The organism is Streptomyces sp. NPDC045026 (assembly GCF_056432625.1).
Window position 1 is genome coordinate 66,090 of the sequence record NZ_JBWKIS010000020.1, and the last position, 16,134, is coordinate 82,223.

A 16,134-nucleotide genomic window follows, 5' to 3' on the forward strand; every position below is an offset into this window, starting at 1 on the left:
AGGTGCGCGTGCCAGGGTTCACGCATTTGCACACCGTTTCCGGGTTCTCCCTCAGGTACGGGGCCTCGCACCCGGAGCGGCTGGCCGAGCGTGCCTCCGAGCGGGGCATGGACGCGCTCGCCCTCACCGACCGGGACACCCTCTCGGGCTCGGTCAGGTTCGCCAAGGCCTGCGTCAAGGCAGGGGTGCGGCCGCTGTTCGGGACGGACCTCGCGGTGGGCGGACCCCCGCCGGCCGCACCCGCCGCGCCGGGCCACGCCCCGGCCGAGCGGCGCAGGCAGCCCGTGCGCGGCGGTGCCTTCATCGACGAGTCGACCCCGCGCGTGACCTTCCTCGCCCGCGACGGAGCCACCGGCTGGGCCTCCCTGTGCCGCCTGGTCACCGCCGCCCACGCCGCCGGCGAGACCCGGCTGACCTGGGAGGACAACCACGGCGACGGCCTGACCGTGCTGCTCGGACCCGCGTCCGACGTCGGCCGCGCGCTCGCCGCGGGACGCCCCGACAGGGCCGCGCGCCTCCTCGCCCCCTGGCGGGAGATCTACGGCGACGCCCTGCGCCTCGAAGCCGTCCACCACGGCCGCGGGGGAACGGGCCCCGGATCCCTGCGCCTGGCCGCCCGCACCGTCGGCTTCGCCGCCGAACAAGGCATCCGCCCCGTCCTCAGCAACGACGTCCGGTACGCCGACCCGGGCCTCGGCCCGGTCGCCGACGTCCTCGACGCCGCGCGTCGCCTCGTCCCGGTCGACCCCCGCAAGGAACTCGACAGCGGCGAGCGCTGGCTGAAGGACGCCGCGGCCATGCTGATGACGGCCGAACGGGTGGTCGAGGCCGCGGGCTTCCGCCGCGACGCCGCGTACCGGCTGCTCGAACAGACCAACGCCGTGGCGGCCGAATGCCGCGTCGACCCCGAGGACGATCTCGGCATCGGCTCCGTGCACTTCCCCGAACCGCGGCTCGTCGGCGCCGGGCGCCGCACCGCGCAGCGGGTCCTCGCGTCGCGGGCGGCGGCGGGGATGCTGCGCCTCGGGTACGACCGGAAGCGGGAGTACTGGGAGCGGATGCACCGCGAGCTGGACATCATCGCGTACCACGACTTCGCCACCTACTTCCTGACGGTGTCCCAAGTCGTCGACGACGTAAGGGACATGGGCATCCGGGTCGCCGCCCGCGGCTCCGGCGCCGGGTCCCTCGTCAACCACCTGCTCGGCATCGCGCACGCCGACCCGGTCGAACACGGCCTCTTCATGGAGCGGTTCCTGTCCAAGCGCCGCTCCGTCCTGCCCGACATCGACATCGACGTGGAGTCGGCCCGGCGCCTGGAGGTCTACCGGGCGATCATCGGCCGGTTCGGCGCCGAGCGCGTCGCGACCGTCTCGATGCCGGAGACGTACCGCGTCCGCCATGCCGTACGCGATGTGGGCGCGGCCCTGTCCATGGACCCGGCCGACATCGACAAGATCGCCAAGTCCTTCCCGCACATCAGGGCCCGCGACGCGCGGGCCGCGCTGGAGGAACTGCCCGAACTGCGGGAACTGGCAGGGGAGTCCCGGCGGGGCGGGGACAAGTACGGACGCATGTGGGAGCTGGTCGAGGCGCTCGACGCGCTGCCGCGCGGTATCGCCATGCACCCGTGCGGGGTGCTGCTCTCGGACGCCTCGCTGCTCGCCCGTACGCCCGTCGTGCCGACCAGCGGCGAAGGCTTCCCCATGTCGCAGTTCGACAAGGAGGACGTCGAGGACCTCGGCCTGCTCAAGCTCGACGTCCTCGGGGTGCGGATGCAGTCGGCGATGGCGCACGCGGTCGCGGAGACCGAGCGGGCGACCGGCTCCACGGTGGACCTGGACGCGGTGCCGCCCGGTGACCCGGCGACGTACCGGCTCATCAAGTCCACCGAGACGCTGGGCTGTTTCCAGATCGAGTCGCCGGGCCAGCGGGACCTGGTGGGACGGCTCCAGCCGGCCACCTTCCACGACCTCGTGGTGGACATCTCGCTGTTCCGCCCGGGTCCGGTCGCCGCCGACATGGTGCGCCCGTTCATCGAGGCGCGGCACGGGCGCGCGCCGGTCCGCTATCCGCACCGCGACCTGGAGGGGCCCCTGAAGGAGACGTACGGGGTCGTCGTCTTCCACGAGCAGATCATCGAGATCGTGAACATCATGACGGGGTGCGGCCGCGACGAGGCGGACCGGGTCAGGAGGGGGCTGTCCGACCCCGATGCGCAGGGGCGCATCCGGTTCTGGTTCGCGCAGCAGGCGGCGGCGCACGGATACGACGCCGAGACCGTCGCCCGCACCTGGGAGATCGTCGAGGCCTTCGGGTCGTACGGGTTCTGCAAGGCGCACGCCGTCGCCTTCGCGGTGCCGACCTACCAGTCGGCGTGGCTGAAGGCCCATCACCCGGCCGCGTTCTATGCGGGGTTGCTCACGCACGACCCCGGGATGTACCCGAAGCGGCTGATTCTCGCGGACGCGCGGCGGCGCGGGGTGCCGGTCCTTCCGCTGGACGTGAACAAGTCCGCGGTCGCTCACCGTATCGAACTGGTGTCTTATAATGGGGGCGGCGGTCACGGAAGTGGTGGTCGAAAAGAGGAGAAGTGGGGCGTGCGGCTCGCGCTCTCCGACGTGCACGGCATCAGCGAGGCCGAGGCGGCCCGCATCGAGGAGGGCCAGCCGTACTCCTCGCTGCTCGACTTCTGGGAGCGGGCCAGGCCCAGCCGGCCGCTCGCGCAGCGGCTCGCCCAGGTCGGCGGGCTCGACGCGTTCGGCGCCAACCGGCGCGATCTGCAACTCCACTTGACGGAACTCCACCGGGGAACACGCGGGTCCCGGGGCGCCCGCGGCGCTCAACTGCCCCTGTCCGGCGGCCACGGGACCGCGCCGGCCGGCCTGCCCGACCTCGGCGACGCCGAGCGGCTCAGCGCCGAACTCGGGGTCCTCGGGATGGACGCCTCCCGCCATCTCATGGGCGACCACGAGAAGTTCCTCGAGGAGCTGGGGGTGCTGACGGCGCGCCGCCTGCGCGAGGCCGAGCACGGCAAGGTCGTACTGGTCGCGGGCGCCAAGGTCGCCACCCAGACCCCGCCGATCCGCTCCGGCAAGCGCGTCATCTTCACGACTCTGGACGACGGCACGGGCCTGGTCGACCTGGCCTTCTTCGACGACGCGCACGCCGCGTGCGCGCACACCGTCTTCCACTCGTGGCTGCTCCTGGTCCGCGGCACGGTCCAGCGGCGCGGACCACGCAGCCTCAGCGTGGTGGGCGCGGCCGCGTGGAACCTCGCCGACCTGGTGGAGGTGCGCCGTCAGGGCGGCCTCGACGCGGTGGCGCTGCGCCTGGCGGAGCCACCCGAACAGCCGCCGTCCGACGGCGAAGACCCGGTGGACGGCCGCCGCATCCACATGGCCACGGGATACGAGATGCACCCCTGGGCGGACCTGCGTCCGGCGGGCGACGGCCAGTCGGGGCCGCCGCGCAAACTGTGGCACCAGAGCCCCGGGAGCGCAGGATGACGACCCTGTACGTGCGGTTCCTGCTGCCGCCCATGTACGAGGCGGCGTTGCCCCAACTGATCGGCCTGCTCGGCGAGTTCAGCCCGACGGTCGAGGCGCTGCCGCCCGACGCCGCCCTCGTGGACCTGGGCGGGGCCGTGCGCTACTTCGGGCGGGACGCCGTCGAACTCGCCGCGGTGATCCGGGTGCGGGCGCTCGCCCTGTACGGGGTGGAGTGCGTGATCGGCGCGGGCCCCGGCCCGATGCTGGCGCGGATGGCCGCGCGGACGGCCTCGCCCGGGGTGACCAGGGTGGTGCCGGGGGACCACGGCGCCGTGGCGGAGTTCCTCGCCGGGCAGCCGGTCGCCGCGCTGCCCGGCGTCGGCGCCGCCACCGCCCGCACCCTGTGCGAGTACGGGCTCGACACGCTCGACAGGGTGGCCGCCGCCCCGCAGGGCACCCTGCAGCGGCTCACCACCGCCCGCATCGGCCGTGAACTACACGAGAAGGCGCGCGGCGTCGACCGCACCCGGGTCACACCCAACGCCGCCACGCGGTCCATCGCCGCCGAACGCCCCTTCCCGCGCGACGAACTCGACCCGTACCGGCACCGCCGCGCCCTGCTCTCCCTCGCCGACGAGCTGGGCGCCCGGCTCCGCGACGGGAAGCAGGTGTGCCGCTCGCTGACCCTCACCGTGCGCTACGCCGACCGGTCCACGACGACCCGCAGCCGTACGCTCCCCGAGCCCACCGGGCACACGACCGCGCTGTCCACGGCCGCGTACCGGATGTACGAGGCGCTCGGCCTGCAGCGGGCCAGGGTGCGGGCGCTCGCTCTGCGGGCGGAGGGGCTCCGCCCGGTGGAAGGAGCCGCCCGCCAGCTGACCTTCGACCCCGCGGACGAGAAGGCGCGGGCGCTGGAGGCGGTGGCCGACCGGGCTCGGGCGAAGTTCGGACCCGGGGCGATCGTGCCCGGTCGGCTCGCCGCATGAGCCCCTGCCCGCCGCAGCCGCAGCACAGTATGTTGCAGAGGACTCTATGCAGAGATGTCTCTGCAACATAGGGTGCCGGCATGAGCGACGAAGCCGAGCGCCACGAGGACCGCCACAAGCCCGTTCGGCGTCTTGACGCCCGCAGCCTGCGAGGGCTGGCGCACCCCTTGCGGATGAGCATCCTCGAAATGCTGACGCTCGACGGCCCTGCGACTGCCACAGCTCTGTCCGCACGCCTCGGCGAGAACACCGGCACCGTCAGCTGGCACCTGCGGCACCTTGCAGAGCACGGGTTCATCGAAGAGGAGACCGGCCGGGGAACCAAGCGTGAACGCTGGTGGCGAGTCGTCGAGGAAACGAAGATCCTGGAGACCGCCGAGTTCCGCGACGACCCGGCCACCACGGGTGCGCTGTCGGTCTACATGCACGAGTTGGTGCACCAGTACTTCAGCCGGGTCGTGAAGTACTTGGGCGAGGATTGGGATGGTGATTGGCAGCGTGCCGGAACCATCTCCGACTGGCGGGATCTACGACTGACGCCGGTGCAGCTGAAGTCGCTCAACGACGAACTGATGGCTGTCATCGCCCGTCACGCTCTTCCCGCAGGCACAGAGCCGGTCCCTGGGGCGCTGCCGGTCATCGTGCAGATTCAGTCGTTCCCCCGCAAAGAGCGGAACAACGGGTGAGCCAGGCAACGGGCGTCAGTCTTCTGCGTCGGCATCGGGACTTCCGTCTGCTGTGGTGTGGTGAGATCGCCGGTAAGTTCGGTGCTTCCGTCACCGCTGTGACGATGCCCTTGATTGCCGTTTCCGCCCTGCACGCCAGCACGTTCGAGGTTGGCCTGCTGAGCGCCTCGGCCTGGATGCCGTGGCTTGTCATCGGCCTCCCCGTTGGCGCCTGGGTCGACCGAATGCGCCGCAGGCCCGTCATGCTGACCGCGGCCGCGACGTCCTTCCTGCTGTTCGCCGCTGTTCCACTCGCTGGACGGACCGGCTACCTCGACGTCGGTTTGCTGATGACCGTCGCACTGCTGACAGGCACCGCCACGGTGTTCTTCCAGACCGCCTACAGTGCCTACCTTCCCAGTATTCTCGACTCCGAAGACCAGCCTGAGGGCAACGCCAAACTGCACGGCAGCGCGTCCGCTGCACAGATCGCCGGTCTCGGTTCCGCCGGCGTGATCGGGCAGGCATTCGGCGTGGTGAACGCGATGTTCGCCAACGCGGCGACGTTTCTCCTCTCCCTCCTCTGCCTGGGGAGCATCCGGCATCGCGAGCCGCGCCGTGAGAGGACGACCGTCCGCTCTCAAACGCTGCGCGGCGAAGTCGGTGAAGGCTTGCGGCTGATTTTCGGCGATCCCTGGCTCCTCCCCCTGACCCTGTTCGGAGCGGCCTCGAACCTGGCTCTGATGGGATATCAGTCGATCCAGGTCGTCTTTCTCGTCCATGATGTCGGCCTGGCCCCCGGAGCGGTCGGCGGACTCATCGCGGCCGCCGGCACGGGCGGTATCGCCGGGGCACTCATGGCACGCCGAGCTTCCAGCTGGCTCGGGTCGGCTCGTGCAACTCTGTTGTTCGAGCTCGGGTTCGCGATATTCGCCCTGCTCATCCCGACCGCCTTCGCCGGACCTGGACTTCTCCTCTTCGTCGCGGGCGGATTCTGCGTGTCAGCAGGGGTGGTGGCCGGAAACGTCATCAAGGCAAGCTTCCAGCAGCGCTACTGCCCGCCAGAACTCCTCGGGCGCCTGACCGCAAGCACAGCCTTTCTCAACTACGGAACGATCCCGTTGGGAGCACTTCTCGGTGGGTGGCTCGGGACCGTCTTCGATCTCCGCACAGCCATGTGGATCACGACGGCGGGAGTACCGCTCGCCGCGCTCACACTGCTCTTCTCTCCGATCCGGCGTGCTCGTGACCTGCCGACGGCCCCTCGCTCCCTGATCGCTCCGGATGCGGTTTCCCATCCGGACCTTTCACCGCGGGCACAATGACGCGTCCCCTGCCGGCTCCTCGCCCGCTGCCGGCTCATCGACGGCACCCGAAGCGCCCCGGGGGGCCATGTCCCTACTGAGCCCAGGGCGGCGACAGGCGGGTGCCGTCCGCCAGTACCGCCTCCAGGCCCACGGACGTCGTGGTCCACATGGTGGCGGGCAGGTCGCCGGGGTTCTCGACCGTGAGGGTCGCGCCCGGGGTGGCGATCGCGGTGTCGCCCGCGACGAGCGTGTCCGTGCGCCCGTCGACCGTGAAGCGCAGGCTGCCGCTGAGCACGTGCAGGATCTCCTCGCGGGACACCGTGTGGGCGACGCCCGGGGTACCCGCCGGGATCTCGGTCCGCCAGGCGCACAGTTCCTTGCTGCCTGCGGCGGGTGTGGCGTACGAGACGAAACGGACGCCGTGCATCTCGTGGACGACGGCCTCGGAGGCGCGGATGACTGGCATGTCGACTCCCGATCGAGCGGTCATTTGGTCAAGCAACTTGACTACATAGTCAGGCAACTTGACCAAATCGTCAAGGGTGTTTGAATGGCTCCGTGCAGAACTCCGAGGCCATGGCCCTGTCCGCCGCCCTGCTCGCCGCTGCCGGTGAGCTGACGCAACGCATCCACGAGGGGGTCGTCGCCCGCGGCTTCGAGGGGCTGCGGCCCGCGCACGGATTCGCCTTCGCGCGGCTCTCCTGGGACGGCGCCACCGCCACCGACCTCGCCGCGCACCTGGGAGTCACCAAGCAGGCCGCGAGTCAGCTCGTCGACGAGCTGGTGCGCAAGGGCTACGCCGAGCGCCGGCCGCACCCGGACGACGCCCGCGCCCGGCTCGTCGTCATGACCGAGCGGGGGTGGGCGTGCGCGCGGGCCGCGGAGGAGTCCGCCGCCGACGCGGTGCGGCCATGGGTCGACCAGCTCGGTGAGCGCAAGGCCCGTGCCCTGCTGGACCAGTTGCTGGCCGTCGCGCCCAACGGCCCCATCAGGCCCGCCTGGTGACGATGCATCAATACCGTGCGCGTCCAGCTACCACTGCAAGTTTTTACTGACGCGTAACTTCACTCTTTTACTACTGGCGCGTAATTTACTGGCAGCACAGCATCCTCGTGATCCGGATCACAGGGCACGCACCCCACATCGCAACTCCCTTGAGCCGCAAGGAGATCACACGATGCTGCCCCGGAACTGGAAACGTGCGGTCAGATCCCTGACCGCGGCCCTGCTGCTCACGGCCGCGGCCACCACCGTCCCCGCCGCCGCCCACGCGGACTCCGCGCCGAGCAGGGGCTGGAACAACTACTCCTGCAAACCCTCCGCCGCCCACCCGCGCCCCGTCGTCCTCGTCCATGGCACCTTCGGGAACTCCGTCGACAACTGGCTGGTCCTCGCTCCCTATCTGGTGAACCGCGGCTACTGCGTCTTCTCCCTCGACTACGGGCAACTGCCCGGGGTCCCGCTCTTCAACGGCCTGGGCCCCATCGACAAATCGGCCGGACAACTCGACACCTTCGTCGACAAGGTGCTCGCCGCCACCGGCGCCCCCAAGGCCGACCTCGTCGGCCACTCGCAGGGCGGCATGATGCCCCGCTACTACCTCAAGTTCCTCGGCGGCGCCGCGAAGGTGAACTCCCTCGTCGGCATCGCACCCGACAACCACGGCACCACCCTCAACGGCCTGACGAATCTCCTGCCGTACTTCCCCGGGGCCGCCGACCTGCTGACCCTCGCCACCCCCGGCCTCGCCGACCAGATGGCGGGCTCCCCGTTCATCACCAAGCTCAACCAGGGCGGGGACACCGTCCCCGGTGTCCACTACACCGTCATCGCGACCAAGTACGACGAGGTCGTCACCCCCTACGCCACCCAGTTCCTGAGCGGCCCCGACGTCCACAACGTCAAGCTCCAGGACCTGTGCGCCGCCGACCTGTCCGAGCACGTCGCCATCGGCACCATCGACCGTGTCGCCTTCCACGAGGTGGCGAACGCACTGGACCCGGCCCACGCCACCCCCACCACCTGTGCGTCCGTGATCAGCTGACAGCACCAGGGCGCGAAAGGGCCGCCGCTTCCCCCCGGAAAGCGGCGGCCCGGTCCTCAAGGGCGTCAGCGGCTGTGGCGCCCGCCCGCCACGGAGCGGCGCCGGACCGACGCGAACATCGTCGCGGCACCGATCGCCAGAACCGCGGCGCCGCCCATCGCGATGTACGGGGTGGTGCTGTCGCCGCCCGTCTCGGCGAGGTTCTCGTCGGCGAGCGGCTTCGCGGCGCCGCCCTTCGCCTCGGGCCCGTTGCCGCCCGTCGAGTCCTCGGCGGCGTCGGCGGCGGGGGTCGCGGACTCCTCGGCCTGCGGCTCCGCGCTGCCCCCGGCGTCACCGTGGTGGTGCTCCACGGACGACTTGCCGGCGCCGTCCGCGATCTCCTGGTCCGAGGGCGCGGACGCGGCGGGAGCGGCCGCACCGGCCGCACTGTCCTTGCCGAACACCACGTCGGAGCAGGTGTGGAAGGCCTCGGGGGAGTCGGACCGCTGCCAGATCGAGTAGATGAGGTGGCGGCCCGACCGCGCCGGGACGTCACCGTCGAAGACGTAGTCGCCGTTCTCCATCTTCGGGTCGGTGACCTTGACGAAGGGCTGCGCCTCCAGGTCCGACCACTTCAGCGGCTTCGCCGGGTCGTACGAGTCCTTGGTGATGTACAGCTCGAACGAGCCCTTGTGCGGGGCCGTTCCCTTGTAGTGGAAGGTGTGGCTGCCCGCCGACATCGGGCTCGACGGCCAGTCCGCGCGCGGAAGATCGAGCCCCTTGTACTTGTCGTTGCCCGCGCTGCACAGCTTGCCGTCGGGGATGATCTCCTTCGACTTGCCCGCTGCGTTCGCGATGTTGACCGCGTTCCAGTCGTAGAAGGCCTGCGCTCCACTGGCCGCGACGGCGGCCTTGCACGCCGCTGACTGCGGGCTCTCCGGGCCCTCCGCGTAGCAGGCGGAGACACGGCTGACCGGGTCCGTCATCGAGCCGTGCGCCGACGCGGGCGCGGCGGCCAACGCGGTCAGGGCGAACGGAACGGCACCAGCGACGGCGAACGCGGCGGCCTTGCGGCGAACTGTCATGAGTGGGAACTCCTCAACGGCGGTTCAGGGGTGGGGGGAAGGGCCGCGACGAGGGCCCCGGCGGTGAGAAAGCTAGCCCCTGAAAACCGCGGAATCGCCTGCTGAGGGCAGGCGATGGCGATCTTTATGGCGGGTTTAAGGGAGGGCTAATCGGGGGCTCAGGCTGGGCGCTGCCCGGACGCTGGAAGGGCGTCGCTGGTTAGGCTGCTCGTCATGCATACGGTCATCACCGACAACGGGACCCGCGAGCCCATCGTCCTCGACGCTGCGGAGGTGATGTCCGATCCGGATCTCGGCGCCCGGTTCGAAGAGTCGGCGCACCGGATCCTGACGGACCTGGTCCGGGGAGGTGCCGCCCTCGGGTGGGTCGATCCTCCGTCGCGGGACGAGGTGGCCGAACTCCTCGACCACGTCACCTCCGAGGCGCACGCGGGTAACGCCGCCCTGCGCGCCGCGTACATCGACCGTCAACTGGTCGGGCTGGGCTACTGGCAGCGCTATGCGAGGCCCACACACCGCCCGCACGCCGACGTGGAGAAGATCGCGGTGGACTCCGCGGCCCAAGGTCGAGGTGTCGGTCGGGCCCTGACGGCTGCCTTGGTCGCGGACGCCCGGCGGGCAGGAATCGAGGTCCTGACCCTGGACGCACGGGGTGACAACAGCAGGGCCCTGAGCCTCTACCGGTCGTTGGGCTTCACCGAGTACGGCCGACTGCCTGATTTCGTCGCCGTCGGCGAACGCCGCTACGACAAGGTCTTCTGCATGCTGGACTTCCGCAGCGAGGGGTGACGCCGGGCGGCGTGAACGACGCAGGGCGTTCGAAGGAGCGGCGTTCCGGAGTCCGAGCCGCAGAGGGGTTGCGGCCGCCCTTGGCCGGGCGGCGGCCACCCGGCCCGCTCACTCGTCGGGCCACCACGTGCGCCGGATGTCCTTGCGCACTTCCGGACGGTCGTGGCGGCGCTCCGCGGCGGCGTCGTCCTGCTGCTGCCGGCGGGTGGTGCTGGTCTTCGCCACGGGCTTGTTGATGGTCACACGGCGCATGACTGCCTCCTGTGCCTACCCCGGTTCCACTGCGGTACCGCTGTAGACGTGTTCCCCGGAGCGTGACGCATCGAAGCGTGATTGTCAGTGGCAGGTGTCACGATCTGGATATGACGATGAGCGAGGACACCACGAATCGGGACATGGCGCCCCTCGATCGGGTCGACTGGGACTCCGAGGCCGCGTCCTTCGACGACGAACCCGACCACGGCCTGCGTGATCCCGCCGTGCGCGGGGCCTGGGCTGCGCGCCTGCGGGACTGGCTGCCGGACCACCCCTGCGACCTGCTCGACCTGGGCTGCGGCACGGGCAGCATGTCGCTGCTCGCCACCGACCAGGGACACAGCGTGACCGCGGTCGACCTGTCGCCCGCCATGGTGGACCTCGCGCGCGCCAAGCTCGCGGGCCGTGCAGCGCGGGTACTCGTCGGGGAGGCCGCGGCGCCGCCCGTCGCAGGCGCGACCTTCGACGTCATACTCGTGCGGCACGTCGCGTGGACACTGCCCGACCTCGACGGCGCTCTCGCGCACTGGCTCTCGCTGCTGCGGCCCGGCGGGCGGCTGATCCTGGTGGAGGGCGTCTGGGGAACGCTCAGCCCCGTCGGCATCCCGGCGGCCCGGCTCACCGGCGCCCTCGCTCCGCTCACCGCCCACGTCCGGCACGAACCGCTCTCCGGAGACGCGCTGTTGTGGGGAAGACAGGTCGAGGACGACCGGTACGCGGTGGTCGCGACGCTAGGCCAATAGCCGGCCGAACCCCTCGGTGCGCGCGAGGAGTTCGAGGTCGTCGAGGGCGCGGAGCGCGGCCGCCGCCGCGTGCGGGTCGCGCTCCGCGAGCCCGCTCGCCGCGAACTCGTCCTCGTCGAGGCGCAGTACCTCACTGCCGTCCGCCGAGACCCACAGGTCGAGATCGAGATCCTCCACGCGGAGCTCGCCGCCCTCGCGGACCGCCGGCCGGGTCACGTCGCAGTACCAGCCCTTGAGCATGCCGTCGCCGGTGCGCGCCTCCTTGACCGCGTACCACCGGTCCCGCCAGTAGTGCTCGGTGAAGACGTCGCCCGGCTCGAAGCGCACGAATCCGAAGTCCCTGACCCCGGGGGAGGCCCAGGCGGCGGTGACGGTCACGCGCGTGCCGTCGTCACGGACGACGTCAGCGGGGTAACGGATCTTGAGCAGGCCCGCCTTGACGATGACCACCTCGAAAGCTTCGGCCGGTTCAGGTGAGGGTCCGGACATGGCGTACCTCCGTGGCGCAGATCTCGTAGCCGAACCATTTGTTGATCGCGAGCATCGGGCCGTTCTCCGCGTCGTTGCCCGTGAACGCCTCCGTGATGCCGGCGTCGCGGGCACGGTGCAGGGAGTCGTTCTTGGCGAGCTTGGCCAGGCCCCGTCCACGGAACTCCCGTGCGGTGCCGGTCATCCCGGACGTGTAGCGGGTCTCGTCGTCGGTGCGGGCCAGGCTGAACGCCACGGGCCGGCCGCCGGCCACGGCCACCGACGTCAGCCCGTGGTCGGTCAGCGGATGGTGCCAGGTCTCGTCGAGCCAGTGCTCGTAGTCCGTGAACTCCGTGGCCACGTCGCTCGGTTCGTCGCTGACCGTCTCCGCGTCCAGGTCGAACAGGGGACGCGGGTCGTCCGCGAAGTCCGCGCCGGTCCGCAGTGTCACTCCGGCCGGCGGCGCGGCGAGCGGCGGCAGCGTGCCGTGCGCCAGGTCGAGGCGGAGGAAGTGGGCGGGGCGGCTCGCTCGGTAGCCGCGGCGGACGGCGAACGCCCGGTCCCGCGGGGTGTCGAGCACCCACGAGTAGACGGCGACGGCGCCCTCACCGGCCAGATACTCCTCCGCGGCCCGCAGGATCAGGGACCCGGCCCCGCGCCCCGTGCGTCCGGGGTCCACATAGACGTTCACATAGCCCTGCCCCGGGTCCGGGCTGTCGTACGCGATCCCGACCTGCGCCGTGCCGATCACCTCACCGTCGGCCTCGGCGACCAGCGGCCGGTACCGGGCGTCCGGATGGGCGTGCGCCAGATCGAAGGCGACCGAATCGGCGGTCGCGAGCATGGAGGGCAGTGCGGCGCGGCGCACCCGGGCGAACGCCGCGGCGTCTTCGGGGCGCAGGGCCCGGACGATCACAGTCATACGGCCGCACGCTACGCGCGGGTTGCGCCGGGGTGCCTCCCATTTTTCCCCGGTGCGGGACAATCGGCGCGTGACCTTGAAGATCGACATCGATGCGGGCGCGGCGACGGCGCCCTACGAACAGGTACGGGCCCAGATCGCCGGGCAGGCCCTCTCCGGGACCCTGCCCGTCGGCTACAAACTGCCGACGGTGCGCGGGCTCGCCGAGACGCTCGGCCTGGCCGCGAACACGGTGGCCAAGGCGTATCGGGCGCTCGAGTCGGACGGCGTGATCGAGACGCGCGGCCGCAACGGCACGTTCGTCGCCGCCGCGGGGGACGCCTCGGTCAGGGAGGCCTCGGCGGCGGCCGCCGCGTTCGCGGAGCGGGCCCACCGCCTCGGCCTCTCCGAGCCGCAGGCACTCGCCGCCGTACGGGAAGCGCTGCGGGCGTCGTACGGGGACAAGGGGTAGCGGGAAGCTCAGCCCCGCGCCTACGAGTACGGCCCCGCGCCTACAAGAACACGGCTCCGCGCTGACAAGTACGGTCCTGCGCGCGCCTGCAAGCGCAGCCCCGCGCCTACGAGTACGGCCCCGCGCCTACGAGTACGGCCCCGCGCCTACAAGAACACGGCTCCGCGCTGACAAGTACGGTCCTGCGCGCGCCTGCAAGCGCAGCCCCGCGCTGACAAGAACGGCCCCACGCCTGCAAGCGCAGCCCCGCGTCTACAGGTACAGCCCCGCGTCCGCCGACTCGCGCGGGTCCGGGACCGAGGCCGGGCTGGTGCCGCGGCGCAGTGCGTACAGCTCGGCGAGTGTCGCGCCGTCCCGGCTCACGCCCTCCTCGCTGCCGAGCCAGTTCACCGACTCGCGGTGGGTCAGGGGCCCCACCTCGATACGGGCCAGGCAGCGGCCGGGGCGCACGACCGCCGGGTGGAGGCGCTCCAGGTCCTCGTTCGTCGTGACGCCGACCAGGACGTTCCGCCCCTGCCCGAGCAGGCCGTCCGTCAGGTTGAGCAGGCGGGAGAGCGCCTGCCCTGCCGTGTGCTTGGCCTCGCCGCGGATGAGCTCGTCGCAGTCCTCCAGGAGGAGGAGGCGCCAGCGGCCCTTCGCCGTGCCGTCGTCCTCGCCGATCGCGATGTCCATGAGATAGCCGACGTCGGAGAACAGCCGCTCCGGGTCGAGTACGCAGTCCACCTGGCACCAGTCGCGCCACGACCGGGCCAGGGTGCGCAGCGCGGACGTCTTGCCCGTGCCGGGCGGCCCGTGCAGCAGGAGGAGCCGGCCCGCGATGTCCTCCGGGGTCGTCTTCATCAGCTGGTCCATGACCTCGGCGACCGGCGCCGTGTAGTTCTCCCGCACCTCCGCCCACGTACCGGCCGAGATCTGCCGCGTGGTGCGGTGCGGCCCGCGCCGGGGCGAGACGTACCAGAACCCCATCGTCACGTTCTCCGGCTGGGGTTCGGGCTCGTCGGCGGCGCCGTCGGTGGCCTGTCCGAGCACCTTCTCGGCGAGCTCCGACGAGGTCGCCGTCACCGTGACGTCGGCGCCCCTGTTCCAGCGGGAGACGAGGACGGTCCAGCCGTCGCCCTCGGCGAGCGTCGCGCTGCGGTCGTCGTCGCGCGCGGAGCGCAGGACCACCGCGTCGGGCGGCAGGAGGGTGGCCCCCGACCGCACCCGGTCGATGTTCGCCGCGTGCGAGTGCGGCTGCTCGCCCGTCGTGAAACGGCCGAGGAACAGCGCGTCGACGACGTCGGCAGGAGAGTCGCTGTCGTCGACGTTGAGCCGGATCGGCAGCGCGTCGTGCGGGTTCCCAGACATGCCGCCATGATCCGCCACGCACGGCGCTCCCGCACGGGATTTCCGCAGCGCGTCACACGCTTGCCCGCACGGCGTCCCGGTCCCGCGCGCCGTTACAACGCTGTCGCGGCGGAGTCTGTCCCTCCGCGAACGACCGTAGTTACTCTTGCCCTTGATGGGATGTCATGGGTGGAATTCGGGGGCGGGGCGGTGGCGGCTCACCGCCCTGCTCGGCGTGGGGGTGGCCGCTCTGGCCCTGGTGCTGACGGTGATCAGCACATTGCCGAACGACCGTGCCGACGACAGGGGCACCACGAGCGCGGGGGACAAGGTGCACGGCTCCCCGTCCGACCCGGGACAGCAGGGGCCGGCGGTCGGGTGGGGCTTCACGCACACCCAGTACAGCGCGGACGAGGGCGACGACGGCGCCACGCGGCGGGTCGAGGACATGCTCTCCGGCCAGGGGGTTCCGCAGATCCAGCACATCATGGGCTGGGGCGCGGGGAACCCGGAGCCCGTCAAGGGCCGTTACGACTTCGACGAGATGGACCGCCGGATCGACTTCATCAGGAAGTCGGGCGGCACCCCCGTCGTCACCCTGTGCTGTTCGCCGGACTGGATGAAGGGCGGCAAGGCCGGGGTCGACAACACGGACTGGAGCCAGCAGTCCCTGGAGACCGCGCCGGACCGCGCGCACTACAAGGACTTCGCCGCGCTCGCCGCGACGGTCGCCAAGCGCTACCCGGACGTGCGGCACTTCATCGTGTGGAACGAGTTCAAGGGCTTCTGGAACAACGGGAAGCAGCGCTGGGACTACGAGGGTTACACGGAGCTGTACAACCTCGTCTACAAGGCCCTCAAGAAGGTCGACAAGGACATCATGGTCGGCGGGCCCTACCTGGTGATGGACAGCGTCGACCCGCGCCAGACCGAGAACGCGTCGGACGATGTGAAGGGGCCCTGGGGCAGCATGGACCAGCGCGTCCTCGACGCCTTCGACTACTGGAACAAGAACAAGGCGGGCGCCGACTTCGTCGTCGTGGACGGCTCCAGCTACACCGTCGACGACGAGCTGCTGCCCGACGAGTTCAAGGCCACCGACAAGCTCACCGCCGTCGGCAAGTGGGTGGAGCAGCAGACCGGTGACCTGCCCCTTTGGTGGGCCGAGTACTACGTGGAGCCCGGCGACCGGAACGACGACCGCAAGGGCTGGAGCGAGCCGCACCGCGTCGCCGTCCAGGCGTCCGGCCTGGTCGCGATGGCCAAGGGCGGCGCGTCGTCCGGCTTCTACTGGAACCCGGAGGAGAAGACGGGTGCGACGTGCGCCGGCTGTCTGTGGACGCCCACGCAGTCGGGCGACGGCGGCGCGAAGCTGGCCATGTACGACCTGATCTCCCGCTTCCACAAGGCGTTCCCGCCGGGCAGCAAGTACGAGACGGTGCCGGTGGCCGCGGACGACGTGCCGAACGTGCGGGTGCTCGCCGACGACAAGGCCGTCCTCGTGGTGAACACCCTGAACCGGAAGATCAGCGCGCAGGTCGACGGCAAGCGGTTCGAGATGGATGCCTACGGACTGAAGTGGCTCGAGCGGAAGTAGGTCCGCCCGAGCCGCCTTCCGCC

General features: G+C 71.1%; 16 protein-coding genes. 10 read left to right on the top strand and 6 right to left on the bottom strand.

Annotated elements, in window-relative coordinates:
- Window positions 1–8 precede the first annotated feature (8 nt).
- From AC07EJ_RS32150 to AC07EJ_RS32165, 4 genes are all read left to right on the top strand, one after another.
- Window positions 9–3,509 (top strand): DNA polymerase III subunit alpha, encoded by a 3,501-nt coding sequence (locus tag AC07EJ_RS32150; protein WP_478885596.1) that lies wholly within the window; start codon window positions 9–11, stop codon window positions 3,507–3,509.
- Window positions 3,506–4,480 (top strand): DNA polymerase Y family protein, encoded by a 975-nt coding sequence (locus AC07EJ_RS32155; RefSeq protein ID WP_389483355.1) that lies wholly within the window; start codon window positions 3,506–3,508, stop codon window positions 4,478–4,480. The genes AC07EJ_RS32150 and AC07EJ_RS32155 overlap by 4 nt, the downstream gene beginning before the upstream one ends.
- Window positions 4,481–4,560: 80 nt before the next feature.
- Window positions 4,561–5,166, top strand: coding sequence for a helix-turn-helix domain-containing protein (locus AC07EJ_RS32160; protein ID WP_393588463.1), 606 nt, complete (start codon window positions 4,561–4,563; stop codon window positions 5,164–5,166).
- The gene (locus AC07EJ_RS32165) at window positions 5,163–6,470 is read left to right on the top strand and encodes an MFS transporter (protein WP_478885597.1); all 1,308 of its coding nucleotides are present in this window, start codon (window positions 5,163–5,165) and stop codon (window positions 6,468–6,470) included. Before AC07EJ_RS32160 ends, AC07EJ_RS32165 begins: the two co-directional genes overlap by 4 nt.
- Before the next feature lie 73 nt (window positions 6,471–6,543).
- On the opposite strand, the gene AC07EJ_RS32170 is transcribed toward AC07EJ_RS32165, so the two are convergent.
- Entirely contained in the window at window positions 6,544–6,918 is a 375-nt protein-coding gene (locus tag AC07EJ_RS32170; RefSeq protein WP_389483359.1) for a cupin domain-containing protein, read from the bottom strand.
- Between the two features lie 92 nt (window positions 6,919–7,010).
- On the opposite strand from AC07EJ_RS32170, the gene AC07EJ_RS32175 reads away from it, so the two are divergent.
- Entirely contained in the window at window positions 7,011–7,457 is a 447-nt protein-coding gene (locus AC07EJ_RS32175; protein ID WP_389483360.1) for a MarR family winged helix-turn-helix transcriptional regulator, read from the top strand.
- Between the two features lie 172 nt (window positions 7,458–7,629).
- The gene (locus AC07EJ_RS32180; protein ID WP_389483362.1) at window positions 7,630–8,496 is read left to right on the top strand and encodes an esterase/lipase family protein; all 867 of its coding nucleotides are present in this window, start codon (window positions 7,630–7,632) and stop codon (window positions 8,494–8,496) included.
- Window positions 8,497–8,561: 65 nt separating this feature from the next.
- On the opposite strand, the gene AC07EJ_RS32185 is transcribed toward AC07EJ_RS32180, so the two are convergent.
- Complete coding sequence (locus tag AC07EJ_RS32185) at window positions 8,562–9,560, bottom strand: lytic polysaccharide monooxygenase (RefSeq protein ID WP_478885598.1); 999 nt, start codon at window positions 9,558–9,560, stop codon at window positions 8,562–8,564.
- A 213-nt stretch (window positions 9,561–9,773) separates the two neighbouring features.
- On the opposite strand from AC07EJ_RS32185, the gene AC07EJ_RS32190 reads away from it, so the two are divergent.
- Window positions 9,774–10,349, top strand: coding sequence for a GNAT family N-acetyltransferase (locus AC07EJ_RS32190; protein WP_389483430.1), 576 nt, complete (start codon window positions 9,774–9,776; stop codon window positions 10,347–10,349).
- A 108-nt stretch (window positions 10,350–10,457) separates the two neighbouring features.
- On the opposite strand, the gene AC07EJ_RS32195 is transcribed toward AC07EJ_RS32190, so the two are convergent.
- Window positions 10,458–10,601: a hypothetical protein gene (locus AC07EJ_RS32195; protein ID WP_199842054.1), complete on the bottom strand. Its 144-nt coding sequence runs from the start codon at window positions 10,599–10,601 to the stop codon at window positions 10,458–10,460.
- Window positions 10,602–10,711: 110 nt separating this feature from the next.
- Here AC07EJ_RS32195 and AC07EJ_RS32200 point away from each other — a divergent pair, with 110 nt between their 5' ends.
- Window positions 10,712–11,347: a class I SAM-dependent methyltransferase gene (locus AC07EJ_RS32200; protein ID WP_389483432.1), complete on the top strand. Its 636-nt coding sequence runs from the start codon at window positions 10,712–10,714 to the stop codon at window positions 11,345–11,347.
- Here AC07EJ_RS32200 and AC07EJ_RS32205 read toward each other — a convergent pair.
- Window positions 11,336–11,836 carry a ribonuclease FAU-1 family protein gene (locus AC07EJ_RS32205; RefSeq protein WP_393587324.1) on the bottom strand — a complete coding sequence of 167 codons (501 nt, stop codon included), beginning with the start codon at window positions 11,834–11,836 and terminating at the stop codon, window positions 11,336–11,338. The genes AC07EJ_RS32200 and AC07EJ_RS32205 overlap by 12 nt on opposite strands.
- Window positions 11,817–12,737: a GNAT family N-acetyltransferase gene (locus tag AC07EJ_RS32210; RefSeq protein ID WP_389483436.1), complete on the bottom strand. Its 921-nt coding sequence runs from the start codon at window positions 12,735–12,737 to the stop codon at window positions 11,817–11,819. Before AC07EJ_RS32210 ends, AC07EJ_RS32205 begins: the two co-directional genes overlap by 20 nt.
- 70 nt (window positions 12,738–12,807) lie before the next feature.
- Here AC07EJ_RS32210 and AC07EJ_RS32215 point away from each other — a divergent pair, with 70 nt between their 5' ends.
- Window positions 12,808–13,188 carry a GntR family transcriptional regulator gene (locus AC07EJ_RS32215; protein ID WP_389483438.1) on the top strand — a complete coding sequence of 127 codons (381 nt, stop codon included), beginning with the start codon at window positions 12,808–12,810 and terminating at the stop codon, window positions 13,186–13,188.
- 252 nt (window positions 13,189–13,440) lie between these two features.
- Here the strand turns inward: AC07EJ_RS32215 and AC07EJ_RS32220 are convergent, their stop codons facing one another.
- The gene (locus AC07EJ_RS32220) at window positions 13,441–14,535 is read right to left on the bottom strand and encodes a DUF5925 domain-containing protein (protein WP_389483440.1); all 1,095 of its coding nucleotides are present in this window, start codon (window positions 14,533–14,535) and stop codon (window positions 13,441–13,443) included.
- 154 nt (window positions 14,536–14,689) lie between these two features.
- On the opposite strand from AC07EJ_RS32220, the gene AC07EJ_RS32225 reads away from it, so the two are divergent.
- The gene (locus AC07EJ_RS32225) at window positions 14,690–16,111 is read left to right on the top strand and encodes a GH39 family glycosyl hydrolase (RefSeq protein ID WP_389483442.1); all 1,422 of its coding nucleotides are present in this window, start codon (window positions 14,690–14,692) and stop codon (window positions 16,109–16,111) included.
- The last annotated feature ends 23 nt before the right edge of the window (window positions 16,112–16,134 follow it).